This window comes from Marinomonas shanghaiensis (assembly GCF_003259175.1).
Classification (GTDB): Bacteria; Pseudomonadota; Gammaproteobacteria; order Pseudomonadales; family Marinomonadaceae; genus Marinomonas; species Marinomonas shanghaiensis.
Map to the genome: position 1 here is coordinate 14,335 of NZ_QGOK01000007.1, position 23,342 is coordinate 37,676.

The following is a 23,342-nucleotide window of genomic DNA, read 5'->3' on the forward strand; positions in this document are numbered from 1 at the left end:
AGCATCGATGAATTGAGGGGAGTGTGGGTGCTCAATAAAGAAGAGTTAAGCACTCTCTCGGCTCACGAGTCGCGTCATCACTTCAATAACACGCGGAGGTAGTCCGTCTAACTGCTCTGATAGCAAACAGACAGCGGCCTCAGCAATTTTGGGAATATCTTGATGGATAGTAGTAATCTTGTTAGAGAATCTTGGAAGGTCGTCAAAGCCCGTTACAGAAAGATCTTCAGGAACTTTGTACCCAGCATCTTCAGCAGCTTGAATGACACCAACAGCTAATTCATCATTTGCGCAAATAATAGCATCGTAAGGAAAAGATTCTGAAGACTGAAAATGTTCCATCATCTGGCGATATGCACTGAGAGAAGAGCTAATTTGACGAGATACATTATCAAAATGTTCTTGCAATCCTAGTTCATTAATTGCTTTTCGGTAACCTCGCAATCGTCCTTGGCTTGTTGAAATATCGATGTTCTCACCTAAAAAAAGCATATTTTTCCGACCTTTTTTAAACAAATAGTGTGTCAGTTTATACACACCATTTGCCTCATCAATAACGACAGAAGCTCCCACCCCAGTTTCTAAGGTCACATAAGGGAACTTTTGGCGATCAAAAATTTCTGGACGATCATCCTCTGTCGCACCCAATAAAATTGCTGAGCTTGCTTGCGAGAAGACCTGATCGATATTTTCATACGCAAATAAAACCGGAACCAAACCTTTGCGATGTAGATACAACGTTAATGCTTGGTAAAGATGAACAAAATACGGTCTATCCGAAAATTCATAAGGAGAAGGCGGCATACACAGAGCCACTACTGGCGTTTTTCCTGAAATAAGCTGACGAGCCATAACATTTGGCTGGTAATTAATCTCCTCACTTAGCGACAGAATACGCGCTCGCAAGGTATCACTAATACCAGGCTTGCCATTTAATGCTCGACTAACCGACGCAATAGACACACCGGCTAAATTAGCCAATTCATGAATGGTAACCGACTTGTTGCTCATGAAGTAATGATCGCTTTTCTTAAAATACAGGATAAGGTTTTTAAGAATATCGCAAATGAGTCCCACAAGCGACAGGCAGAGAAAACCTTCATGACGATTCATCCAAATAGTCTTTTTTAAAAGCATGCTAATTATTTCCATACTTCGTTGACTAGAGTAAAGGTTTACGTTAACGTTAAAAACGTGAGTAAACGTTTACGTACTCATGCAAAAAATGAACTCAACAAGAATAAGAACAGGAGTGAGTGCAATGAAAAAACCATGGCAATATGTCAATGCTTCTTTTTTAGCCGTCTCTATCGCGGCCTCGGCCATTCATACGGCGCATGCCGAAGAGATCGTACTGGTTTCTGGCGCTGTAGGGAAAGACATCGAAATACTAAAAGAAATAGTAAAACCGTGGGAACAAAAAACGGGGCATACGCTGACCGTATTTCCCATGCCAGCGTCAACGACCGATCAGTTCGCTCAGTATCGCTTATGGCTTGCGGCGGGGAATGCCGACATAGACGTTTTTCAAACCGACGTAATTTGGGCCCCACAACTCGCTAATAATTTTGTGGACCTTACTCCCTACACCAAAGACATCATAAACCAACACTTTCCTTCCATTATTGAGTCACAAACAAGCAACGGGAAGCTAGTTGCGCTGCCTTTTTTTACTGATGCTCCCGCACTTTATTACCGTAAAGACCTATTGGAAAAATACCAAAAAGCAGCACCAACCACTTGGCAAGAACTCACCGCTACCGCAAAAGAAATTCAAACCAAAGAGCGTCAAGCAGGCAATGACAATATGTGGGGATTTGTCTGGCAAGGCAATTCTTATGAAGGCCTGACTTGTAACGCGCTTGAATGGGTAAAATCTTTTGGCGGCGGCCAAATAGTAGAAGCTGACGGTTCAATTTCGATCAACAACGAAAAAGCCATAGAGGCGTTAAAACTGGCGAAATCTTGGGTCGGTAACATTTCTCCTGCTGGGGTATTGGCTTATCAAGAAGAAGATGCTCGCGGCGTGTGGCAAACAGGCAACGCGGTTTTCATGCGAAATTGGCCTTATGCCTATGCGCTTGGCAACATGGAAACCAGTACGATTAAAGACCAGTTTGCTGTTATGCCATTACCCAGTGGCACTGAAAATGGCCCATCCGCAGCCACATTAGGTGGCTGGAATTTAGCGGTTTCAAGCTACTCAACCAAAAAAGACGCGTCTATTTCATTAATAAAATTCCTCGCGTCCGAAGAAGTACAAAAGTACCAAGCCCTTCAATCATCTCGGTTACCGACCATCATGTCCTTGTACGATGATCCAGACATCAAACAGCAACAACCTATGATCGCACAATGGAAAGACGTGTTTTTACAGGCGGTACCACGGCCTTCTGCGCCGACCAAAATCAAATACAACGAAGTGTCTTCTAAATTTTTCTCGGCGGTACACGCCACGCTGTTAGGCAGCGGCTCCGCAGAAGAGAATCTCGAAGTACTTGAATATGAATTGGAAGAACTCAAAGGCAGTCGCTGGTAATTCCTGCACTCAATAAGGCTCAAAGAGTTGTTCTTTTGAGCCCCTTCCTTTTTCGATAGGAAACGTTTGTATGTTTAAAAAACACACCTTAACCAATTCGCCCATCTCTAGTTTGCAACAGCAAAAACAACGAGCGGCATTTTGGTTTCTAGCGCCAATGTTATTCGTATTACTTTGTGTCGCTGCCTGGCCACTCTTACGCTCCATTTATTTTTCATTTACCGACACCTCTCTAACCGATTTGTATGGAGGAGAGTGGGTCGGTTTCAAAAACTATTTAAGTTGGAGAACACTGTCGTCTGGGCGCACCATTTACTCCGGCACCTTAGTTGATCCTGCTTGGTGGAATGCAGTTTGGAATACCGTAAAATTTGCTGTCGTTTCTGTCACCTTAGAAACCATTATTGGATTAATGGTTGCTCTGGTCTTAAACGCTGAATTCAAAGGCCGAGGTTTAGTACGAGCAGCCATTTTAATACCGTGGGCAATCCCAACAATTGTTTCAGCAAAAATGTGGGCATGGATGTTTAATGACCAATTCGGCATCATTAATGACATGCTCCTCACTGTAGGATTAATCGATCATAAAATCGCTTGGACAGCGAATCTTGATACAGCCATGTTGTCCGTCTTGATTGTCGATATCTGGAAAACGACGCCCTTTATGGCTCTGCTTTGTTTGGCCGGGTTGCAAATGATCCCAAGGGACATGTACGAATCAGCCAAAATTGATGGAATCCATCCCATCAAAGTCTTCTTTCAAGTGACACTTCCTTTAGTAAAACCGGCGCTCATGGTAGCGGTTATCTTTCGGACGCTTGATGCATTGCGCATGTTTGATTTGGTCTATGTGCTCACGCCAAACTCTACCGCCACCAAAACCATGTCGATTATTTCCAGAGAAAACCTCATTGAATTTGACAAGTTTGCCTATGGCTCAGCTCAGTCAACCTTATTGTTTGCCATTATAGCGGTGTGCGTCGCGCTTTATATTTGGCTTGGCAAGCTCGATCTAAATGGAGACCAATCATGACGAACAAGACATTACGCAACAATATCGCTTTCTATGCCGTCGTGGTGGTTATAGTCCTTATTTCAGTGTTCCCATTTTACTATGCGATCTTAACCAGCTTTAAGACAGGAACCGATTTGTTCAAGGTGAATTATTTCCCTTCATCGTTCGATTTTCGCAACTACATCGACATACTGAACAACGGCAAATTTATACGCAGCACCTTAAATTCCGTATTTATTGCCAGTACCACTGTCGTATTCGCACTCTTTCTCGCCGTTACGGCCTCCTACGCTTTAGCAAGGGTCCGATTTAGAGGTCGAGGGTTATTGCTGATGACTATCTTAGCCGTCTCTATGTTTCCACAAATAGCCGTGCTAGCAGGACTATTCGAACTTATTCGCTTTATTGGGATATACAACACCCCTTGGGCGATGATTTTGTCTTACACCATTTTTACGCTGCCATTTACCGTTTGGGTGTTGACCACCTTTATGCGTGATTTGCCCGTCGAAATTGAAGAGGCGGCGATTGTCGATGGTGCCACGCCTTGGGTCATTATCACGCAAATTTTTATGCCCTTACTGTGGCCTGCTTTGGTCACAACTGGCTTACTCGCCTTCATTGGTGCTTGGAACGAGTTCTTATTCGCTCTGACCTTTACCGCATCGGAAACCATGCGCACCGTGCCGGTTGCCATTGCTATGTTGTCAGGCTCATCTCAATACGAAACACCCTGGGGGTTAATTATGGCGGCCTCTGTTTTGGTCACCGTTCCACTCGTGATCTTGGTGCTTATTTTCCAGCGAAAAATTGTGTCCGGCCTAACCGCTGGTGGCGTGAAAGGCTAAGGAGTATTCATTATGGCTAAAATTGAACTTAAAAATCTGAGTAAAACGTTCGGCAGTACAGATGTTATTCGAAATGTCGATCTCACCATTAATGCAGGTGAACTTATGGTGTTTGTCGGCCCTTCCGGTTGTGGTAAGTCAACGTTATTACGTCTTATTTGTGGATTAGAAGACATTACATCTGGAGCGCTATTATTTGATGGTGTGTCCATGAATGACAAAGTGCCGTCTGAACGTGGCATCGCTATGGTATTTCAGTCCTACGCTCTGTATCCACATATGTCTGTGTATAAAAATATGGCATTTGGGCTCAAATTAGCCAATTTTTCCAACAAAGAAATGGAAGCTCGCGTTATTGAAGCCGCTAAAATGCTGCAAATAGACCATTTACTTGATCGCTTACCTAAACAACTTTCCGGCGGCCAACGTCAACGGGTTGCCATTGGCCGCGCGATTGTCAGGGATCCGAGAGTATTTCTTTTTGACGAACCTTTATCTAACTTAGATGCCTCTTTACGTGTAGATACTCGACTAGAAATAGCCAAGTTACATCACAAAATGAAAAACACCACCATGGTTTACGTTACCCATGATCAAGTGGAAGCAATGACACTGGCAGATCGAATTTGCGTCCTAAGAGACGGTAATATCGAACAAGTTGGCACACCAGAAGAGCTCTACAGTCATCCGAAATCTCTTTTTGTTGCCGGCTTTATTGGGTCTCCAAAAATGAACTTTCTCACTGGCGATATCGCTGTAAAACACCAGTGTCATACTTTGGGTATTCGCCCTGAACATCTGGTTATCGATCATAACGACGGTATATGGAGTGGGGAAGTAGTTCACACAGAAAACCTAGGTGCAGATTTCTTTTTATTCTTGGATTTGGGTATAAAAGATCCTCTCGTTGTTCGCTTGGATGGACAACAACGAATTCCGCTAGGTACTCAAGTTAATGTACGTCCATTAGGAGAACACCTCCATCGATTTGACAACAACGGTTTGCCTATCACTTCCACAGCCAACAGTGAGACTATTTAAAATGAATACTAGTGAGCAAGAATGGTGGCGTGGTAGCGTTACCTATCAGATTTATCCAAGATCTTTCCTAGATAGTAACGATGACGGTATAGGGGACATTCCTGGCATTACGAGCCGTTTAGACTATTTAGCAGATCTAGGTGTTGACGCTATTTGGCTTTCTCCCATTTTCACGTCGCCAATGAAAGACATGGGCTACGATGTTTCCAATTATACCGATATAGATCCGTCTTTCGGAACACTGTCAGATTTCGATGAAATGATAGCCAAGGCTCATAAGTTAGGCCTTAAAGTTATTATAGATCAAGTGCTTTCACACACGAGTGACCAGCATCCTTATTTCTTAGAAAGCCGCCAAGACCAAAGCAATGATAAAGCCGATTGGTATGTGTGGGCAGATGCGAAACCCGATGGCTCACCGCCGAATAACTGGCTATCGATTTTTGGCGGTGTCGGCTGGCAATGGGAGCCGCGTCGCAAGCAGTATTATTTGCATAATTTTTTACGCCAACAGCCGGATTTGAACTTTCATAATCCAGCCGTGCAAGAGTGGATTCTCAGCACAGTGCGCTTTTGGTTAGAGCGTGGCGTCGATGGCTTCCGTTTAGACACGGTTAATTTTTACTTTCATGATGCATTGTTACGTGATGACGCCGCGGATTTTCGCCAAAAATCCGTAGTTGATTGGAATCCTTACCACATGCAATATCATCTATTTTCAAAAAACCAACCAGAGAATTTGGTTTTTCTTAAAAAATTTAGAGCTTTACTGGATGAATATGGAGCCACAACATCCGTTGGGGAGGTAGGAGAAAGCCATCATCCTATCGAAATGATGGGAGAATATACGACAGATAAACGATTGCATATGGCGTACTCATTTGAAATGTTAGGTCATTCGTTTTCACCCAAACATTTTTCAAAACAAATAACAGAATTCTTCCGACTAGCACCAAAGGGGTGGCCGTGCTGGGCCTTCTCCAATCACGATGTTGTTCGACATGTGAGTCGTTGGCAGCACCATGCTCAAGACCCAACGCTGTTAGCCAAACAAGCCTGTGCTTTATTATTAAGTTTAGAAGGCTCTGTTTGTCTGTATCAAGGCGAAGAGTTGGGGCAACAAGAAACAGATTTAAACTACGACGAATTGGTTGATCCACAAGGCATTGAGTTTTGGCCTGAAGACAAGGGAAGGGATGGCTGTCGCACGCCAATGAGTTGGAATAATACTCAGTTTGCTGGGTTTTCTTCTGCCCCACCATGGCTTCCAGTCAAAGACAAGCAGCGTCAACGAAACGTCGCCGACCAAGACCATAATCCAGAATCTGTGCTTAATTTTTATCGGGGCATGCTGGCGTTTCGTAAGCAAAACGCCTCTCTACGGAGTGGAAATTCACGCTTTATCAACGAGGAAAACTCACTGCTAGCCTATGTTCGAGGTGACACCATGCTATGCGTTTTTAACCTCAGCCATCAACCAGTGACCTACCAAAACACCAGTGAATTTACACGGAGTGTCAAACATCAGCACGCCACCGTAGAGGAACAAAACATACAATTGGAGGCTAATGGCTTTGCTTTTTTAATAAGATAACGGTTTAAACAATTTAACCAACTGACCTTTGCGTTTTACCACGCAAAGGTATTTTTTGTTTCGACATATTTCACGTGAAACAATGAGATAAATGATACCAAGGTAAAACGTTTAAACACTCTGAAAGGAAAGCCTGAAGAGTAAGCATTACTCTTCATCGGTGTTTTCAAGATACCAAGCCATTACATAAGGAGCGAGTTCCGCACCGGATACAAAGAAGTGACCGTTGAGTAGGGTTTCTCGTTGATTGTAGCGAAAGGGTTTGCCATTTGGTGTGACGAGCATGCCGCCGGCGGCTTCGATGATGGCTTGCTGAGCAGCGGTATCCCATTCACTGGTTGGGCCTCGACGCAAATGTAAGTCCGCGATGCCTTCGGCAATTCGACAGCCTTTTATTGAACTGCCCTTGGGTAGTTCTCGTACCTGTTCGTAGGTTTGCTTTAGCTTATTTTTCAGTGACGCGGGCAGTGCAGGGCCGTGGCTGCGGCTTGTCATGGCAATGATCGGCTCGCGCGGTTCACGGACATTTATGCGCTCGTATTCTTCACCTTGCCATTTAAAAGCGCCGACTGGCAAATCTTGCCAAGTTTTGGTCACTCCAAAATAGCCTTCGGTTGTGGTCGGTAAATACACCACACCCAGAATGGGGGCGCCGTTTTCAACCAAAGCAATGTTGATACTGAATTCACCGTTGCGCTTGATAAACTCTTTCGTACCATCCAGCGGGTCAACGATCCAAAGCATGGGCCACTGTGAACGCTCTTCAAAGGCCACAACGCCTTCTTCAGATAACACTGGAATATCAGGTGTAAGTGCTTGCAAACCTGCTAGAATCACTTTGTGTGCAGCGAGATCGGCCGCCGTCACCGGACTGTCATCCAGTTTTTGCTCAATGCCTAAATCGGCACCTTGATAAATTTCCATGATCACATCGGCCGCATCGTGTATTATTTTTTGCAGTGCTTGGAAAATGGGATGTCTACTAATGTCCTGCATAACAGCCTCAAATATGACAACAGAATAGGGTCAACGTATTCCTTATGAGTAAAACAGAAAAGCAGTCAACTCCACAAGCCGTTCGTTTAGATAAGTGGCTTTGGGCCGCACGTTTTTTTAAAACCCGTTCACTTTGCAAAGACGCCATCGACGGTGGCAAGGTGTCTTACAACGGCAGTAAAGGCAAAGCTAGCCGTAATGTGGAAGTGGGCGCCTTAATTGGTATACGCATTGGTTGGGATGAAAAGATCGTTGAGATCAAAGCCATTAGCGAACAACGCCGCGGCGCGCCAGAAGCACAAATGCTGTACGAAGAAACGCCTGAGTCCATTGAAAAACGCGAAAAGCGCGCTTTAGAGAACAAGTCTTTTGGCGGCCGAATCATGTCCGACCATAAACCCAATAAAAAAGAGCGTCGCGACATTAAGCAACTCAAGAAAGATATTTTTAGTGGCATGGATTAAACCTACTAACCGCTCGCTCGCCTGACGAGAAGGTCTGTCATTGTCATCAGCACCGAAAATACAAACCTTCTCGATTCTCTATACAACCAAACAACTCTAATTCCATTAACACCTGCATCATCAATCCAGCGTCTATTTTACTGTGGCGAATTAAGGCATCAAAATCCATCGGCTGCGCTTCCTGTTCCATCATAGTTAGGATACGTTTGGCATTGCCTGACGCCGTTTCAGGTAAAGCATGAAACGTCTGCGTGGCAAACCTTACCATGCTGCTGCCAGTCAATGGAGCGCTGTCTTCAGCCAACGGCGTTTCTGTCTTTTTCTCCCCCCTTGAACGTTTGTCTGGTGTCTTTTGATCGGATGCTTTTTGAATGAAGGAGGGTGAGGGCAATTCTGGGCATTCAGCCAAAATATCATCCACATGGCGAACTAGAGTCGCACCTTGCCTCAGTAACTGATGGCAGCCTTCCGACTGCGCATCGGTCAATCGACCCGGCAAGGCAAAGACTTCACGGTTCTGTTGAATCGCATAACTGGCACTGATCAAGGAGCCGCTTTTCACCGAAGCCTCTGCTACCAGCACGCCCATACTCAAACCACTGATAATCCGATTACGTGGCGGAAACAAGTGAGGACGTGGACTGGTTGATAGTGGGTATTCACTTATTAATGCGCCACCTTGTTGTAGGATTTCATCAAACAGTGGTTTGTTGTGGTGTGGATAACGATGAAAAAGACCGGTACCCATCACCCCAATCGTCGGCGTTGTTTTGCTGTGTAATGCCCCTTGATGCGCTGCGGTATCGACTCCCATTGCACCGCCACTCACGACACAAATACCATGAGTAGACAACTGCTCGGCAAACTGAAACGTGATATCTCGACCATAACGCGAACATTTTCGAGCCCCAACAATGCCTATTTTCGGTAACGCCAAAGCGTCTCTGTTACCTTCTACATAAAGAAACGCAGGCGCGACGGAGATCTCTTTTAATGCCTTAGGGTAATACTCATCTTCTTGTAGTATTAAGTGGTGATCGGTGTCTTCTAGCCAAGCGAGTGACTCATCACGTTTCGCTTGCTGCTCCTTAGTAAGTAAGCCATTAGAAAAATAGTCCATGGCCTGACGAGCGGTAATCTCAGGCCATTTTAAAGCGATCAGCAGCTCATACGAAATCGCCTCAGTCGTTTTTTCTTCATCAAACAAGGACAGGGACGCACGTTCGTCCATTGGAGTCTGTTGGTCCAGCTCACTGAGGTAAGTATAAAGCCGTGACAATCGAGCAGGGCCAATCCCGGACAAAAAACTCAAACACAGCCAATCAGTGGGTGATAAACCTGAGATAGGAAAAGACAAAGACATAATAAAACCGCTTCCTTACGAATGAAAAAATAGGGTATTCCGTCCCCATAGCGCCAGTAAAAACACACCGTCAAACACGAATAGTCTTTGACTATAGAGCCTATTCAATCATATTGACCAAAAAACCGCCACGAGAAGACTGCCCAAGCGGCAGACTTGCGTTACAATAGAGAGAATGAAAAGAGTAGGAGACAAGCTTTCCTCTCACGAACAAAGACACATCGTTGGAAAAGATCATGGCTGTTTTAACTGTACTTGAATACCCAGACAATCGCTTACGCAAGGTAGCGAAACCCATTACCGAGTTCACTGATGAGCTGCAAACCAAAATCGACGACATGCTGGATACCATGTATGACGAAAACGGTTTGGGTCTTGCCGCAACACAAGTGGACTATCATCACCGCCTTGTGGTGATGGATTTCTCTGAAGAACGTAACAAGCCAATCGTTTTTATTAATCCAGAATTCGAAGTATTAGACGACGAGCCCAATGAATTCCAAGAAGGCTGTTTGTCCGTTCCCGGTTTTTACGAGCACATTTATCGTGCGGCTAAAGTACGAGTCAAAGCGCTCGACCGTCATGGCAAACCCTTCACTATGGAAGTTGATGAGCTGATGGCTGTTTGCGTACAGCATGAAGTGGATCACCTTGACGGCAAACTCATGGTTGATTATTTGACACCTCTAAAGCGTAATCGCATTAAGAGCAAACTGGAAAAAGCCCACAAGCTAGCGCAAAAACAAGGTTAAGAAGTTCGCTCTTCTTAACTTTAACGAACCAAAGAACATTGATATTCGCATTATAAAATCAGGCTTTGGCCTGATTTTTTGTTAAGGAACCTTTATGCCAACCTCACCACTTCGTATTGTTTTTGCTGGCACACCAGAATTCGCAGCAGCCAGCCTGCAAGCACTCTTAACAAAAATGAAAGACTCAAACGCTGAAAACCCGTATGAGATCGTTGGCGTTTATACTCAGCCAGATCGCCCAGCAGGGCGCGGTCAGAAACTGGTTCAAAGCCCAGTTAAACAACTTGCTATCGCCAACGACATTCCAGTTTATCAGCCGCTAAATTTCAAGTTAGAAGAAGACAAAGCACAGCTTGCCGCGTTAGAAGCCGACCTCATGATTGTCGCTGCGTACGGCATCATCCTGCCAAAAGTCGTCTTGGATACACCTAAGTTTGGTTGCATTAACGTACATGCTTCTTTGCTGCCACGCTGGCGTGGAGCCGCTCCCATCCATCGTGCTTTGATGGCAGGAGACAGCGAAACGGGCATCACCATTATGCAAATGGATGTTGGTTTGGATACAGGCGATATGTTGCTAAAAGCCCATTGCGATATCAAACCGTCAGACACATCAGAAACCTTACATGATCGATTAGCCGTACTTGGTGGCAGTACTCTGATTGATGCTTTAGAGCAATTCAAAGCGGGGTCATTGGTTGCTGAACAGCAGGATGAACGCCTGACGTGTTACGCTGCAAAATTAACCAAGCAAGAAGGCGATATTAACTGGGCAGCGTCTGCCGAATTGATAGAGCGTCAGATCCGTGGCTTATCGCCTTGGCCAGTGGCTTATACCAATAGCCTTGCGGGTATCATGAAAATACATGCCGCACACATCGCCAGCGTCAGCGATGAAGCCTCGACACCAGGCGAGATCTTGGTCGTCAGTAAAGAAGGCATTATCGTCGCCACAGGGCAAGGTTCTCTGCTCATTACCGAGATTCAATTTGCAGGCGGTAAACGCATGAAGGTACAAGATGCCTTAAATGGCAAACACAAAGCCGCCTTAGAAATAGGTCAGCGTCTTGGCGTTAATGGAAATCAAGAGTAAACAAACAGCATGAATCAATACGACAAGACCTTTTCATCCAACACAGGCCAACTCGGTGCAAATCACGGGCAACAAAGTCCTCGCCAAGTGGCGGTAAAAGTCATCACTAATATTCTGCTTCAGCAGGGTTCACTGAGCACCCAACTGGCTCGTCACCAACTGGATGTCGCCAGCGAGCATACACCGATGCTTAAGGAATTGTGTTTCGGTGTGTGCCGTCAGTTCCCTAGGTTAAACAGCATTGCTTTGCATTTATTAGCCCATCCTTTCGAAGAAAAGGACACAGATTTATACGCGGTCTTACTTTTAGGTTTATACCAATTAACCTACATGAACACGCCAGATCATGCGGCCGTCAATGAAACCGTCGAAGCCTGCCGGATCTTGAAAAAAGACTGGGCCACCAAGTTGATGAATGCCGTGCTACGTCGCTATCAAAGAGAAGCCGACGACATCGTTGAGATTCTTGAAGCCCAGCCCTCCGTGGAATTCAACATGCCAAAATGGCTGGTGAAGCGTTTTAATAAACACTGGCCAGAGCACCTTGAAGCAATAATTGATGCCAGCAACACGCATCCGCCGATGTGTATTCGCATAAATGAGAGCCTCGTTTCACGTGAAACATACAAGACTCAACTTGCTGACTTGGGTATAGATTCAGAAGAGGGTGAATTTTCAGAATCTGCTTTGTATCTAAGAAACGCCGTTCGAGTGGGAGAGTTACCAGGTTTTGATGCCGGTTATGTCAGCGTTCAAGATGAAGCCGCTCAGCTTTCCGCTCACATTTTATCGCCTAAAAATGGCGAAAAAGTATTAGATGCTTGCGCAGCGCCCGGAGGAAAAACAGGTCACTTGTTAGAGAAAGCCAACGCATCTGGACTGAGTTCAATGGAATTGACTGCGGTGGAACTCGAGTCATGGCGCATGGAAAAAATCGAATCCAATTTAGCGCGTCTTGGCTATTCTGCCAATGTAATTTGCGCCGATGCGAGCGATCTAAAAGCTTGGTGGGATGGTGAGTATTTCGACAAAATACTACTTGATGTGCCTTGTACTGCCACAGGGGTAATTCGTCGTAATCCAGATATTAAAATCAATCGCAAACCAGCAGACATAGATGAACTCGTCATCATTCAACGAGAAATTATTAAACAGGTTTGGACAACGCTGAAGCAGGGCGGCTTCCTGCTATACGCGACTTGCTCTTTAATGCCAGAAGAAAACGAACAACAAATCCAACACTTCTTAGCAAACCAAAGCGACGCCAAAGAAGTCGCATTAAATTCTTTGGCGCCGAGTTTGGTGACAGAATGGGGGATTCCAGTGAGCCATGGTCGACAACTGTTTCCGACAGCAAACGGCCATGATGGTTTCTATTACTGCCTCCTGCAAAAAGCGTAATCTGTATCGGCAATACCTAAAACAGACGCAGATACTATCGCGCAAACGACTCAAGAAAAGGTCGCAGTCGCATAAAGTGGTATAAAAAAGCCCAGTGAATTGTTTCACATGAAACATAATACGCTGGGCTTTTTTGAGTTTGGCCGCTGTTTCAACACTCGTTAACTAATCAAAGAAATCTCATTCCATGATTATCCAAAATAATTACGAGTATTTATCAACTTCAAGTTAAATAATTGTCCTTATGTGGGTAAACTTACTCTACTTGATTCGAGCAAAAAATATGCACGTTCGATCGAGCAAACGACTCAATTTTGGCATTTGAACTAATACATTAAACAAAGAGCCGAATAACAAATAACGCTCTAAGGCAGATTATGAAAATCATCATTATAGGGGCTGGCCAAGTAGGTGCCACACTTGCGGAAAACTTGGCGAGTGAAGATAACGATATCACCGTCATTGATACTAATTTAACTCGCCTTAGAGAATTGCAGGACCGTCTCGACATTCAGACAGTTGAAGGCAGTGGCTCACATCCAGATGTACTAGACCAAGCAGGCTGTAATGATGCCGATATGCTGATTGCGGTAAGTAACCAAGATGAAACCAACATGATCGCGTGTCAGGTAGCCCACACTTTATTTAAAACACCGACCAAGATTGGTCGTGTTCGTTCTAGTGCCTACGCAAAATATCCTGAGCTCTTTGCTGATCAAGCGATTCCAATGGATGTGCGCATCAGTCCAGAAAAAGAAGTAACAAAACACCTTAGTCGTTTAATCCGTTACCCAGGTGCTCTGCAAGTGATGGAATTTGCTGACGGCAAGGTCCAGCTAGTGGTGGTGAAAGCTGAAAAAGGGGGGCCGCTTATCGATCAACCCATCAGCTTTTTGAAAGAGCACATGCCATCCATTCAGACACGTATTGCGGCTATTTATCGCGATGGTAAGTCTATCTCTCCGGATGGCAACACTCACATTCGTGCCAACGACGAAGTTTTCTTTCTGACAGCTCAACGGGACGTGCTCGATGTTATGAGTGAGTTGCGCCCGCTGGATGTGCCTTACCGACGCATCATTATTGCCGGTGGCGGTAATATCGGGGAACGTTTAGCACAGAGTTTAGAAAAAGAATATCGCGTCAAAATCATTGAACGCGACCCAGAGCGCTGCCGCTATCTATCTGAAACTTTGGACAATACCATTGTGCTAAACGGTGATGCGTCTAAACAGGAATTGCTGCTTGAAGAAAACATTGAGTCAACCGATGTTTTCTGCGCCTTAACCAACAACGATGAAGCCAACATCATGTCTTCTATGCTGGCAAAAGTGCTTGGTGTTCGTACGGTTATGACCATCATTAACAATCCGGCTTACGTCGACATTGTTCAAGAAGGCATGATCGATATTGCCATATCGCCGCAACAAACCACCATCAGCTCCTTATTAAGTTATATTCGTCGCGGCGATGTTGTTAACGTTCACTCAATGCGCAAAGGCGCAGCGGAAGCATTAGAAGCGGTCGCACACGGAGATTATCGTTCGTCAAAAGTCGTTGGCCGCAGTATTGCTAATTTGAACTTACCTGATGGCGCTACCATAGGGGCCATCGTTCGTGAAGACAATATGATTGTGGCAACCGGTGATTTGGTCATTCAAGCAGAAGATCATGTCATCATTTTTGTGACCAATAAAAAACAGATCCCAGCGGTTGAGCAACTTTTCCAAGTCGGTTTAAGTTTCTTTTAAAAGCGTTGTTTGTGATAGAAATTATTAACATAGATCAGGCCAAAAACGAGGTCAGGTTCTAGGAAGCAAATATGCATTTTAGTGTTATTTTACGCGTTATTGGTTTATTGGTTATGGTGTTCAGTGTGTCACTGATTCCACCGATTATTGTTTCTATCATTTATTCAGATGGCACTATTCATGCGTTCTTGTATGCGTTAGCGATCAACTTATTGGGCGGTTTTTTATTGTGGTTCCCGGTCCGAAAAGAACGGGGTGAACTCAAAATTCGTGATGGCTTCCTAGTCACCGTTCTGTTTTGGACGGTATTGGGCTTATTCGGTTCGGTGCCATTTTTCTTAGCCGAAACACCAAACCTTACTTTTACAGATGCCTTGTTTGAATCCATTTCTGGACTGACTACCACTGGGGCGACCATCCTTACGGGTATCGATGATTTACCAAAATCGATTTTATTCTATCGCCAGTTATTAACTTGGTTGGGGGGGATGGGGATAATCGTTTTGGCCGTTGCCATCATGCCAATGTTGGGTATCGGTGGTATGCAGCTGTATCGTGCGGAAACACCAGGGCCAGTAAAAGACACTAAATTAACACCGCGTATTGCCGAAACAGCAAAAGCGCTTTGGTATATCTATGCCACGCTAACCAGTGTCTGCGCCTTAGGGTATTGGATTGCGGGAATGAGTTTGTTCGATGCCATTTGTCACAGTTTTTCGACCGTGGCTATTGGTGGTTTCTCAACACATGACGCCAGTATTGGTTACTTTGACAGTGTCGCCATTGAAATGATTTGTACTTTTTTTATGGTGGTATCGGCCTGTAACTTTGCATTGCACTTTTACGCTTGGCGTCACAAAAGTGTCTGGCATTATTTTAAAGATCCAGAAGCACGTTTCTTTTTGTTCATTCTCTTAAGCACTTGTATATTGTCCACCTTAGTACTGGCAATGACAGCCACGTATGATTGGACGACATCACTAAGATACGCGGTTTTTGAGAGCGTCTCGATCGCTACGACATCAGGCTTTGGTACTTCGGATTTTTCTAGCTGGCCACATTTTTTGCCTTTCTTATTGATTGTTACATCCTTTGTCGGTGGCTGTGCAAGCTCTACAGGTGGGGGCATGAAGGTAATCCGTATTTTACTAATACTCAAACAAGGCATGCGTGAAATCCAGCGACTCATTCACCCTAATGCGGTGATTCCAGTTAAAGTCGGCGGCAAAGCAATCAACGAGAGAGTTGTGTCTGCAGTGTGGGGGTTTTTCTCAGCCTATTTACTGGTCTACGTTATCTTAATGATTGGCTTAATGGCGACAGGCTTGGATCAGGTCACAGCTTGGTCAGCGGTCGCCGCCACATTAAACAACCTTGGTCCAGGCTTAGGCGATGTGGCATCCAGCTTTACCAGCGTCAGTGACCCTGCAAAATGGATGCTGTGTTTCTCTATGTTATTGGGTCGTTTAGAAGTGTTTACCTTGTTGGTATTATTCACCCCAATGTTCTGGCAAAGATAACAAGGATTTACCATCGTGACACCTGCCATCAACCAGCTAAAGAAACTAAAAATTGCGTTTAGCCTGCACGAATATGAACACGATCCAAACTGTTCTAATTTTGGCGAAGAGGCCGCTGAGAAGCTTCACCTCGACCCCGCTTGTGTGTTTAAAACCTTATTAGTAACCGACGACAAAACAACTTTTGTCACCATTGTGCCAGTTACCGGCACCCTGAATTTAAAACGGGCTGCCAGTGCGTTGGGCGTCAAAAAATTACACATGGCCGATGTGAAAGACGCAGAACGACTCACGGGTTACCTGGTTGGTGGCATCAGTCCAATAGGACAAAAGAAAAGCCTCATAACCTGCATAGACGACTCCGCTAAAGCCTTTGAAAAAATCTATGTCAGTGGCGGACAACGCGGATTAGACATAGGCCTCGCACCAAAGGATCTTAGTCTCGCATGTCGCAATGCCACTTTCGCGGCCATTGGCGAAAGTAAATAAGCCAACCAATAACGCCAATCAAATCACTCACTTTACCAAGAAAGGCATATGTCCAGATGACGCAAATCAAACCCATTATTTTACTAGACCGTGACGGCGTCATTAACCAAGATTCAGACGCTTATGTAAAATCTGTCGATGAATGGCAGCCTATTCCAGGCAGTATTAAATCCATAGCAGCATTATCCAAAGCAGGGTTTTCAGTCTTTGTGGTAACCAATCAGTCTGGCATTGCACGGGGCTATTATGACGAAGCCACGCTATACGCCATGCATGATAAAATGACGGCCTTAGTCGAGGCAGAGGGCGGTACAATCGCTGGCATTCAATATTGCCCACATGGCCCAGAAGATAACTGCCATTGCCGTAAACCCAAAAGTGGGATGATTGAAGCAATTGAAGCAGAGCTTGGTCTATCGTTCGAAGAGCACCCAGCCATCATGGTCGGAGACTCCTTACGAGACCTTCAGGCAGGAAATGCACGCGGCTGCTCACCAGTATTGGTTCTAACGGGAAAAGGCCGTGAGACTCAGTATAAAACGATAGACTTCCCCTTTAACGTCTATACGGACTTGGCAGCGTTCACCATTGCATTACTGCATAAATACAGTTAACGCTGTTTAGAAACTAAAGTGTGCTCAAACACCTTGTTAGTAACCAATTACTAACAAGGTGATCTTTCCAGTAGCGCTAATGGGCTCGAGTCATACTGGCGAGTCTCTGCCAACTTAGCGCCATTAAAACAGCCAACAATAACAAAAGATACGGAAAAGCGCTCACACTAAAGGCCTCAATAATGGGCCCAGTCAAAGACGGAGCGACCAACGCTCCCAATCCACAACAGACAAAGATATACCCTGTGCGCTTACCATTAAGTGACATAATGCTGTTGGCATAGGAGAACAACATGGGGAAAAAGGCTGAGCAACCCAACCCTAGCCACAAAGCAATCATCACCAAAGAAGCATCAGACAATATCATCATCACACTGCCGCTCATGCTGATCGCTAATAATCCATAGATTCCCTGTCTAGGAGTAATCCAGCGCAATAAAATCACCGAAAATAATCGTCCCAATGACAAGCTGACAAAAAACCAAGTCACTAAAATAGCGGCACTATTGTGGTCTTCACCAGACAGGACAGCGTACGTGGTAATCCAGCCAGCAATGGTAATTTCAAATCCCACATACAAAAAAATCACCGTTAAAAAAGCCAAAAAAGTGGCCTTCTGCTTAGTCGCAGGAACCACTTCACTCGCTCTGGCTTCAAACCGTGGGCTGGGCTGTCGCCATAATAAAAACGGTAGGATAAGAGCGTATAACGCCACCATCCAATAACCAGCACCATAACTCTGTCCCGTCCATTCGGCAAACACCAAAATAAGCGGCGCTAGCATGCACCCAGAGCTGTAACACAAATGCAAAATCGTCACATATGAGCCGACTTTTTCTTTATGCAACCACAGCATCATCATATTTCCGCCAGCGTTAACCGAAACTTCAGTAGCACCAAGCAAGAAAAACAATACCACCAGCATGGTTAAACTGGTCGAGAAGGGGACTAATATCAAACCTGCGATCACACAAAGCAGCATCATTATAAGATAATGATGGCCTTGTAAACGATCAAACATACGGCCTGCAAGCAGGGCCCCTAAAATATTACCAATTGCGCGAGCTGTGAAAACAATGGAGATTTCAGCGACCGATGCATCAATTAGCCCTGCTAAATAAATCAAACTTGGTCCAAGCAAACCAGAGACGGCGCCAGCAGCAAGAAACATAGCAAAATAGAGCCCAGTCCGAGTCATTTCCTTCATAGAACAACATCCATTTTTTATTGTTTTGAATGATTAAAAATAATTGGGATTTAATCACGCAACTTGATTAATTAATAGACTCTAAAAAGAAAATCCCCAAGCCTTCTATCGGTCATTGGCATTGCTACAAGATTAGATGATAATAGTTATTATTTTAAAACCCTCAGTCCATGACGAATCCAGATCGACTTACTCGTATAGAAAAAGTATTAGACTACATCCACGAGCATTTGGATGAGCCTATTCATGTTCTCAATTTGGCTGAAAAAAGCTGTTGGTCACGTTGGCAGTTTCAACGGGTCTTTGGTCAAGCAACCGGACTCACTGTTGCTCAATACATTAGAGAGTTACGCTTAAGCAATGCAGCCGAACTGTTACTATCAAGCAAAGATAGGCACGTTGACATTGCCATACAATGTGGTTTTGACTCCGAAATAAGCTTCTCTCGCGCATTTAAACAAATGTTTAACTGTACCCCTGGACATTATCGTCAACAGGGAAAGCGCTATGGGCTGCGTACACCACTGCAATATAGGAAACCGCATACGGCACAAATCGACACACCAAAAACCTTCACACAAATACGCCTTGAAAGCCGCGATGATTTTCAGCTGCATGGCATCAACGATTGGATACGCGGACCTTTTTCTTCTGCACCCGACTTTATCGAGCGGGTACCACGGCTCTGGAAACAATTAGAAAAACAAGCACACCATATCGATAGTCATACTCGACCTATCGGTGTCGTAGATACCAATGATCACCCCCAACACCCAGATCAGATGTGTTATTGGGTAGGATATGTTGATCAGCCCAATAAGCATTTCGACTCGATGCAAGTACCTGCTCAGGAATACGCCGTGATTCCAGTACATGGCAAAGTCGTCGCCATTGAACAAGCCGTGGAATGGTTTATCTATCAATGGCTGCCAGACTCCAATTATCTTGGGGTACAAGGCTATGAGTTAGAAATTTACGAACCGAATTACGACCCAGACAGTTCGCACAGTTACATGGAATATTGGCTTCCCATCAAACCTAGGTAACCTGACACATAACCCCTTATGCGCCATGACATTCAATAAACACATCTTCTTATGAAGATGCACCAAAAGGTTAAGTTTTACGTTCTCGATAAAAATAGAATGAGACACATTATCAATATTGTTTTATTCTTTTCTCGGAGTTAATATGAAACCGTCTGTGCAGTTCCAGCTTACTTTACTCGCTTTGGCCATTACCTCAGTCTCATCTTATTCCCTTGCTGCTGATACCTCAGAAACGACTGACATAAACCTAGAAGATCAATTGGACACTCTCGTTGTAAAAGGCCAGACATATCGTAATACCGCAACAAAAACACAGTTGGACCCAGAAGAAACACCACAAGCGATTTCAGTAATAGAGAAGGAAGCTTTGCAACACAGAGGTACAGAAACCGTCGCAGAGGCCGTTCGATACACACCTGGTATCAATACAGAGTTACGCGGTGGCGCGGTAACTCGATTGGATTTTTTTAATATCCGAGGGTTTGAAAATGATAAAGCTTACTATGACGGACTGCAGCTACTCTATAACGATTGGAACCTACAACCGCAAATCGACATGGCAGCCGTGGAACAAGTAGAAGTATTCAAAGGCCCAACCTCGACACTGTATGGCGCTATGCCACCAGGCGGTATGGTGAACCTCATTAGTAAAGCCCCTCAGTCTGAGAGCCAGCATAGTGTGGAATTAACCTTAGGTAGCGATAATAAACGCGAAACACAGATCGATAGTACAGGTGCCATTAACGACACAATGAACTATCGCGTCGTTGGATTATTTCGTCAAAAAGACGGACAAGCCGTCACATCGGAAGAAGAGCGCATCATGATCGCGCCCTCTATTGATTGGAAAATAAGCGACAACACCATGCTAAACCTCAATATGTATTACCAAAAAGATCCAAGCATGGGTGTGTACTCCACTTTGCCATCAAAAGGCACCGTCTACAGCAGCATCAATGGCAAGCTGTCTTCCGATGCCTATGCGGGTGACACAAACTGGGAGACTTACGACAGAGATGTTCTATTACTGGGCTATAAGCTCGATCACAACATCAATAATACTTGGCGCTTTTTACAAAATGCGCGTTTCACCACCGCCAAAGCCTACCAAGAAAACACTTACTCTTCTTCACTAGACAGTGATGAGAGAACCCTAAACCGTCGTGCCTACCTAACGGATGAAAAATCCGAAGGCATCAATATAGATAACCAATTTTCTGGATTATTTGATGTCGGCAATGCAGAACACAATATTTTGGTCGGTGTGGACTATCTAAAACTCAAATCTGACGTGATATACGAAGATGCCGTCGCACCAAGCATCGATCTGTATAATCCAGATCACAACCAAATTATCAGAGACAATCTAGACTTCGCAGGGTCCGGATACAGCAGTGACTTTACCATCGACAAAGAACAAACGGGGCTGTATCTACAAGATCAAATACGCTTTGATCAGTGGGTCTTTATTGCCGGCGGTCGCTATGATCAATTCAAATCGACCGAAACTGGCAGAAAATACGGAGCAGCGACCAATACCAAGGTCGATCAAAGCCAATTTAGTGGTCGAGCAGGCGCCCTGTATGAATTTGATAATGGCGTAGCACCGTTTGTTAGTTACGCACAAAGTTTCGAACCCATTACAGGTTCAGATCGCAATGGCAAAACGTTTGATACCTCAACCGCCGACCAATGGGAAGCCGGCTTGAAATACAAAAGACGAGAGATCACCGCCAGCGCAACCGCTTTCGAAATCACCAAACGCAACGTACTGACTCGCGATCCGGACAGCACAGACTACAGCCAAAAAGTCCAAGTAGGTGAAATGCGCTCTCGTGGTATCGAACTTGAATTGCAACACGCCATTACATCTGACGTAACGGTCAAAGCAGCCTACACACTGCAAGATGTTGAAGTCACCAAAGACAACAGTGGTATAGAAGGCAATACACCGGTTTGGGTACCTAAAAAACAATTCAACACCTGGCTAACCTATGCACCAACAGAAGGGGAATTAGTAGGGGCATCATTCGGTGCAGGCGTACGTTATGTCGGTCAAATGCAACTTGATGCTGCCAATTCTAATACTGTGCCATCGTTTACTTTGGTCGATTTGTCTATTGGCTATGACTTATCTGCATTGTCACCACAATGGCAAGGCGCCAGCGTGAGATTTGCCATGAGTAACCTATTGGATGAAACCTATTACAGCTGCTACGACGCATCCAACTGCTGGTTTGGTGACGAAAGAGCCTACGAAATCAGTGCCCGTTATGAGTTCTAGCTATCTCAGGGCGTTTTAGAACCACTCTTTAGAGGTAAAAAAACATGGAAAGGCTTATAGATCGTCTTTTCAACACAGCAAGATCATTCATTGCCGTATTGGATGGACAAGAGGGTGTCTCTGATGAAAAACAGAGCATCACACGGCTATCAGCCAAAAATCCAGAACACGCTCTGCGGGTTTTGCATAACACACTACAGGAGGCGCACCCAGAAACAGGGGCGCCTTATTGGCGTATACGGTGTTGGGGATTAGTGTGTTGGCAGCCGATCTATTTAGCGATGATTTGTGTTTATCAGCTCAAAGCGGTTCCGCTAAGCTTAAAAGCGATAGAGCAAAAACAAAGCGGCGAGATGGTGGCTGGTTTTTGCTTACCAGATGGCATATGGCAAGAAGGAAGCCACGAAGTCCTGATTACAATGGTTTGTGAGCAGCTCAACAGTCTTTTCCAATCTCTTGAAACCGCCCATGTGAATGCGTTTGGAGGGCAACCCGCGCTTTATAAGGGATTGCTTGCGGACCAGCTAATGAGTACCTTAATTGGTATAGGTAACTTGCTACCGGACGAACAAAAACACAATTTAGCAGAAGATTTTCGTCTTTGGGCGCAGGCCATGAATTTACCAATGAAACCGCTTGAAGGACTTAACCTACAAACAGCCAAAACGCCTATTTTTGTTCGTCATACCTGCTGCTTACATTTTCGCCGTGAAGGCGGAGAACTTTGTTCCAACTGCCCAAGACTGCATACCAAAAGCGCCAAGAAGAAACAGCAATGTAGCGTCTCTTGATGTTGAAACACGCCGTCGAGGCTAGATCAAATAAACCAGATAGTAAGTGCTTACTTAGAATGTAAGCCAATTATTATAAGACTTTAAGAAACCAATGTTTCACTGCGTGACTGCTGGGCTAAAATATCCGTAAGATTGTCTTCAATCCAGTCTGCCAAACTGGCAACGCGAACCGCCACTTCAAGCCCTAATGTCGTCAAACTGTATTCCACATGAGGCGGCACAACAGGATACGACGTGCGTAGGACAAAGCCGTCTAGCTCTAAGGCTTGGAGCGTTTGCGCCAGCATTTTTTCACTGACGCCAGATATCTTGCGACGCAATTCACTAAAGCGATGTGTTTCACCGTCCTTCAGTGCAAACAACACCAATACGCCCCAGCGACTCGTCACATGTTTCAAAATATCACGCGAAGGACACTTGTCTGAAAACACATCCCCCCGATCAAATAAATGAGCCATACCGTTCTGAGAATTTTGTAAATTATTTTCCATACTTACCTTTTTGTACGTACTTACTAAAAGTTTGTTA

21 protein-coding genes are annotated in these 23,342 nt (G+C 44.8%); 16 read left to right on the forward strand and 5 right to left on the reverse strand.

Translation table 11 applies throughout. The features are described 5' to 3' along the window. Nucleotides 1-45: 45 nt before the first annotated feature. Nucleotides 46-1,137, reverse strand: coding sequence for a LacI family DNA-binding transcriptional regulator (locus DKT73_RS07005; protein WP_198666566.1), 1,092 nt, complete (start codon nt 1,135-1,137; stop codon nt 46-48). 124 nt (nt 1,138-1,261) lie between these two features. On the opposite strand from DKT73_RS07005, the gene DKT73_RS07010 reads away from it, so the two are divergent. From DKT73_RS07010 to DKT73_RS07030, 5 genes are all read left to right on the forward strand, one after another. Continuing rightward, entirely contained in the window at nt 1,262-2,539 is a 1,278-nt protein-coding gene (locus tag DKT73_RS07010) for an ABC transporter substrate-binding protein (RefSeq protein WP_111637855.1), read from the forward strand. Between the two features lie 70 nt (nt 2,540-2,609). After that, nucleotides 2,610-3,572: a carbohydrate ABC transporter permease gene (locus DKT73_RS07015; protein ID WP_111637856.1), complete on the forward strand. Its 963-nt coding sequence runs from the start codon at nt 2,610-2,612 to the stop codon at nt 3,570-3,572. Then, entirely contained in the window at nt 3,569-4,402 is an 834-nt protein-coding gene (locus DKT73_RS07020) for a carbohydrate ABC transporter permease (protein ID WP_111637857.1), read from the forward strand. The genes DKT73_RS07015 and DKT73_RS07020 overlap by 4 nt, the downstream gene beginning before the upstream one ends. Before the next feature lie 12 nt (nt 4,403-4,414). Then, nucleotides 4,415-5,443, forward strand: a complete 1,029-nt coding sequence (locus DKT73_RS07025; RefSeq protein ID WP_111637858.1) for an ABC transporter ATP-binding protein — start codon at nt 4,415-4,417, stop codon at nt 5,441-5,443. 1 nt (nt 5,444) lies between these two features. After that, a complete protein-coding gene (locus DKT73_RS07030) occupies nt 5,445-7,037 on the forward strand; it encodes an alpha-glucosidase (RefSeq protein ID WP_111637859.1) in 1,593 nt (530 codons plus the stop codon). A gap of 147 nt (nt 7,038-7,184) precedes the next feature. On the opposite strand, the gene cysQ is transcribed toward DKT73_RS07030, so the two are convergent. Next, nucleotides 7,185-8,033: a 3'(2'),5'-bisphosphate nucleotidase CysQ gene (cysQ, locus tag DKT73_RS07035; protein ID WP_111637860.1), complete on the reverse strand. Its 849-nt coding sequence runs from the start codon at nt 8,031-8,033 to the stop codon at nt 7,185-7,187. Nucleotides 8,034-8,077: 44 nt separating this feature from the next. On the opposite strand from cysQ, the gene DKT73_RS07040 reads away from it, so the two are divergent. Next, the gene (locus DKT73_RS07040) at nt 8,078-8,497 is read left to right on the forward strand and encodes an Hsp15 family ribosome-associated heat shock protein (protein ID WP_111637861.1); all 420 of its coding nucleotides are present in this window, start codon (nt 8,078-8,080) and stop codon (nt 8,495-8,497) included. Between the two features lie 46 nt (nt 8,498-8,543). Here the strand turns inward: DKT73_RS07040 and dprA are convergent, their stop codons facing one another. Then, on the reverse strand, nt 8,544-9,860 hold the full coding sequence (dprA, locus tag DKT73_RS07045) for a DNA-processing protein DprA (RefSeq protein WP_111637862.1): 1,317 nt from the start codon (nt 9,858-9,860) through the stop codon (nt 8,544-8,546). Between the two features lie 236 nt (nt 9,861-10,096). Here dprA and def point away from each other — a divergent pair, with 236 nt between their 5' ends. From def to gmhB, 7 genes are all read left to right on the forward strand, one after another. Continuing rightward, nucleotides 10,097-10,612, forward strand: coding sequence for a peptide deformylase (gene def / locus DKT73_RS07050; RefSeq protein WP_111637863.1), 516 nt, complete (start codon nt 10,097-10,099; stop codon nt 10,610-10,612). A gap of 94 nt (nt 10,613-10,706) precedes the next feature. Continuing rightward, on the forward strand, nt 10,707-11,705 hold the full coding sequence (gene fmt / locus DKT73_RS07055) for a methionyl-tRNA formyltransferase (protein ID WP_111637864.1): 999 nt from the start codon (nt 10,707-10,709) through the stop codon (nt 11,703-11,705). 9 nt (nt 11,706-11,714) lie between these two features. Next, nucleotides 11,715-13,106: a 16S rRNA (cytosine(967)-C(5))-methyltransferase RsmB gene (rsmB, locus tag DKT73_RS07060; RefSeq protein WP_111637865.1), complete on the forward strand. Its 1,392-nt coding sequence runs from the start codon at nt 11,715-11,717 to the stop codon at nt 13,104-13,106. A gap of 377 nt (nt 13,107-13,483) precedes the next feature. Further along, nucleotides 13,484-14,857 carry a Trk system potassium transporter TrkA gene (gene trkA / locus DKT73_RS07065; RefSeq protein WP_111637866.1) on the forward strand — a complete coding sequence of 458 codons (1,374 nt, stop codon included), beginning with the start codon at nt 13,484-13,486 and terminating at the stop codon, nt 14,855-14,857. 71 nt (nt 14,858-14,928) lie between these two features. After that, a complete protein-coding gene (locus DKT73_RS07070) occupies nt 14,929-16,377 on the forward strand; it encodes a TrkH family potassium uptake protein (RefSeq protein ID WP_111637867.1) in 1,449 nt (482 codons plus the stop codon). Between the two features lie 15 nt (nt 16,378-16,392). Next, the gene (gene ybaK, locus DKT73_RS07075; protein WP_111637868.1) at nt 16,393-16,866 is read left to right on the forward strand and encodes a Cys-tRNA(Pro) deacylase; all 474 of its coding nucleotides are present in this window, start codon (nt 16,393-16,395) and stop codon (nt 16,864-16,866) included. Nucleotides 16,867-16,922: 56 nt separating this feature from the next. Next, entirely contained in the window at nt 16,923-17,480 is a 558-nt protein-coding gene (gene gmhB, locus DKT73_RS07080; protein WP_111637869.1) for a D-glycero-beta-D-manno-heptose 1,7-bisphosphate 7-phosphatase, read from the forward strand. A 76-nt stretch (nt 17,481-17,556) separates the two neighbouring features. Here gmhB and DKT73_RS07085 read toward each other — a convergent pair whose 3' ends face one another. Next, on the reverse strand, nt 17,557-18,687 hold the full coding sequence (locus DKT73_RS07085; RefSeq protein WP_111637870.1) for an MFS transporter: 1,131 nt from the start codon (nt 18,685-18,687) through the stop codon (nt 17,557-17,559). A 170-nt stretch (nt 18,688-18,857) separates the two neighbouring features. Here DKT73_RS07085 and DKT73_RS07090 point away from each other — a divergent pair, with 170 nt between their 5' ends. The 3 genes from DKT73_RS07090 (at nt 18,858) to DKT73_RS07100 (ending at nt 22,811) form a co-directional block, all read left to right on the forward strand. Further along, complete coding sequence (locus DKT73_RS07090; RefSeq protein WP_111637871.1) at nt 18,858-19,733, forward strand: helix-turn-helix domain-containing protein; 876 nt, start codon at nt 18,858-18,860, stop codon at nt 19,731-19,733. 145 nt (nt 19,734-19,878) lie between these two features. Next, entirely contained in the window at nt 19,879-22,020 is a 2,142-nt protein-coding gene (locus DKT73_RS07095; RefSeq protein WP_111637872.1) for a TonB-dependent siderophore receptor, read from the forward strand. Between the two features lie 44 nt (nt 22,021-22,064). Then, complete coding sequence (locus tag DKT73_RS07100; RefSeq protein ID WP_111637873.1) at nt 22,065-22,811, forward strand: siderophore ferric iron reductase; 747 nt, start codon at nt 22,065-22,067, stop codon at nt 22,809-22,811. Between the two features lie 83 nt (nt 22,812-22,894). On the opposite strand, the gene DKT73_RS07105 is transcribed toward DKT73_RS07100, so the two are convergent. Then, nucleotides 22,895-23,305, reverse strand: a complete 411-nt coding sequence (locus tag DKT73_RS07105) for a winged helix-turn-helix transcriptional regulator (RefSeq protein WP_111605779.1) — start codon at nt 23,303-23,305, stop codon at nt 22,895-22,897. Between the last annotated feature and the right edge of the window lie 37 nt (nt 23,306-23,342).

Coding starts and splice junctions, on each gene's coding strand:
- DKT73_RS07005 (WP_198666566.1), bottom strand. CDS start 1,137: ATGCTTTTAAAAAAGACTATTTGGATGAATCGTCATGAAGGTTTTCTC.
- DKT73_RS07010 (WP_111637855.1), top strand. CDS start 1,262: ATGAAAAAACCATGGCAATATGTCAATGCTTCTTTTTTAGCCGTCTCT.
- DKT73_RS07015 (WP_111637856.1), top strand. CDS start 2,610: ATGTTTAAAAAACACACCTTAACCAATTCGCCCATCTCTAGTTTGCAA.
- DKT73_RS07020 (WP_111637857.1), top strand. CDS start 3,569: ATGACGAACAAGACATTACGCAACAATATCGCTTTCTATGCCGTCGTG.
- DKT73_RS07025 (WP_111637858.1), top strand. CDS start 4,415: ATGGCTAAAATTGAACTTAAAAATCTGAGTAAAACGTTCGGCAGTACA.
- DKT73_RS07030 (WP_111637859.1), top strand. CDS start 5,445: ATGAATACTAGTGAGCAAGAATGGTGGCGTGGTAGCGTTACCTATCAG.
- cysQ (WP_111637860.1), bottom strand. CDS start 8,033: ATGCAGGACATTAGTAGACATCCCATTTTCCAAGCACTGCAAAAAATA.
- DKT73_RS07040 (WP_111637861.1), top strand. CDS start 8,078: ATGAGTAAAACAGAAAAGCAGTCAACTCCACAAGCCGTTCGTTTAGAT.
- dprA (WP_111637862.1), bottom strand. CDS start 9,860: ATGTCTTTGTCTTTTCCTATCTCAGGTTTATCACCCACTGATTGGCTG.
- def (WP_111637863.1), top strand. CDS start 10,097: ATGGCTGTTTTAACTGTACTTGAATACCCAGACAATCGCTTACGCAAG.
- fmt (WP_111637864.1), top strand. CDS start 10,707: ATGCCAACCTCACCACTTCGTATTGTTTTTGCTGGCACACCAGAATTC.
- rsmB (WP_111637865.1), top strand. CDS start 11,715: ATGAATCAATACGACAAGACCTTTTCATCCAACACAGGCCAACTCGGT.
- trkA (WP_111637866.1), top strand. CDS start 13,484: ATGAAAATCATCATTATAGGGGCTGGCCAAGTAGGTGCCACACTTGCG.
- DKT73_RS07070 (WP_111637867.1), top strand. CDS start 14,929: ATGCATTTTAGTGTTATTTTACGCGTTATTGGTTTATTGGTTATGGTG.
- gmhB (WP_111637869.1), top strand. CDS start 16,923: ATGACGCAAATCAAACCCATTATTTTACTAGACCGTGACGGCGTCATT.
- DKT73_RS07085 (WP_111637870.1), bottom strand. CDS start 18,687: ATGAAGGAAATGACTCGGACTGGGCTCTATTTTGCTATGTTTCTTGCT.
- DKT73_RS07090 (WP_111637871.1), top strand. CDS start 18,858: ATGACGAATCCAGATCGACTTACTCGTATAGAAAAAGTATTAGACTAC.
- DKT73_RS07095 (WP_111637872.1), top strand. CDS start 19,879: ATGAAACCGTCTGTGCAGTTCCAGCTTACTTTACTCGCTTTGGCCATT.
- DKT73_RS07100 (WP_111637873.1), top strand. CDS start 22,065: ATGGAAAGGCTTATAGATCGTCTTTTCAACACAGCAAGATCATTCATT.
- DKT73_RS07105 (WP_111605779.1), bottom strand. CDS start 23,305: ATGGAAAATAATTTACAAAATTCTCAGAACGGTATGGCTCATTTATTT.